Source organism: Janibacter sp. HTCC2649 (assembly GCF_000152705.1).
Lineage (GTDB): Bacteria > Actinomycetota > Actinomycetes > Actinomycetales > Dermatophilaceae > Knoellia.
The window spans coordinates 1-1,038 of sequence record NZ_AAMN01000013.1; the positions used below are offsets into that span (position 1 = coordinate 1).

The following is a 1,038-nucleotide window of genomic DNA, read 5'->3' on the forward strand; positions in this document are numbered from 1 at the left end:
TACTTCGAGAACCAGCGCGCCCGTGCTGCCGCGGCTGCCGCCGACTTCGAGAGCACCCTGCAGGAGCGTCGCGACCGCGCCACGAGCGAGTTCACGCTCGCCCAGAGCAGCCACGAGGATCGTCTGCGCGAGCTCCAGGAGCGCACCGACCAGCTCGCCAAGGAGTCCGAGGAGGAGCACAGGTCCCGCGCGGCCGAGGCCGTCTCGATCCTCGACCAGGCCAAGGCCGAGGCGTCCGCCATGGTCACGACGGCCAAGGAGCAGGCCGAGCGGATCAGGCGTGACTCCGAGCGTGAGCTCGCGGCCGCCACTGCTCGCCGCGACAGCATCACCGCCCAGCTGAGCAACGTCCGCAACATGCTCGGCACCCTCGGCGGTGCGTCGTCCATCGGTCAGGCCGACCACGCCCAGGCCGCAGCCCCCGAGGCCGCACCCAAGGCCCCGGCCACCGCCGAGGCTGAGGTCCAGGCCGAGACTCCCGCCGAGGCTGAGGTCCAGACCGAGACTCCCGCCGAGGCTGAGGTCCAGACCGAGCCTGAGTCCAAGCCGAAGGTGAACGCGAAGACCCGCTGACCCAGTCGAGGTAGTACGAAACGCCGTGGGGAGCTTGCGCCCACGGCGTTTCGTACTACCTCGACCTGGTGAGGTCTTGCTCTTCTGTCAGAGGAGGGTGGCGACGACGTCCCAGACGGCGTCGGACACGGCAGCCTTGGTGGCCGGGCCGACCTCGACCGACTCTTCGCTGCCGCGTCGCAGGACCGTCACGGTGTTGTCGTCGGAGCCGAAGGTCTTGCCCTCGCCCACCTCGTTGACGACGAGGACGTCGCACCCCTTGCGCTCGAGCTTGGAGCGCGCGTGGTCGAGGACCGATCCGTTCTCGTCGCCGGTCTCGGCGGCGAAGCCCACGATGACCGGGGTCGCAGAACCCCCGCGGTTCTGCACCAGCTCGGCGAGGATGTCGGGGTTGCGCACGAGGGTGATCGTCGGAGCGGAGTCGTCCTCGGTGCCGTCGACGTGGGCCTCGTGCGTCTTCTTGAT

1 protein-coding gene and 1 pseudogene are annotated in these 1,038 nt (G+C 69.7%); one reads left to right on the forward strand and one right to left on the reverse strand.

Features of this window, described 5'->3' with window-relative positions:
• A pseudogene (locus JNB_RS21410) lies at window positions 1-573 on the forward strand (hypothetical protein); the annotation flags it as partial.
• Between the two features lie 87 nt (window positions 574-660).
• Here JNB_RS21410 and JNB_RS00085 read toward each other — a convergent pair.
• On the reverse strand, window positions 661-1,038 hold a 378-nt coding region (locus JNB_RS00085; RefSeq protein ID WP_009774332.1), incomplete at its 5' end, for a phosphopantothenoylcysteine decarboxylase.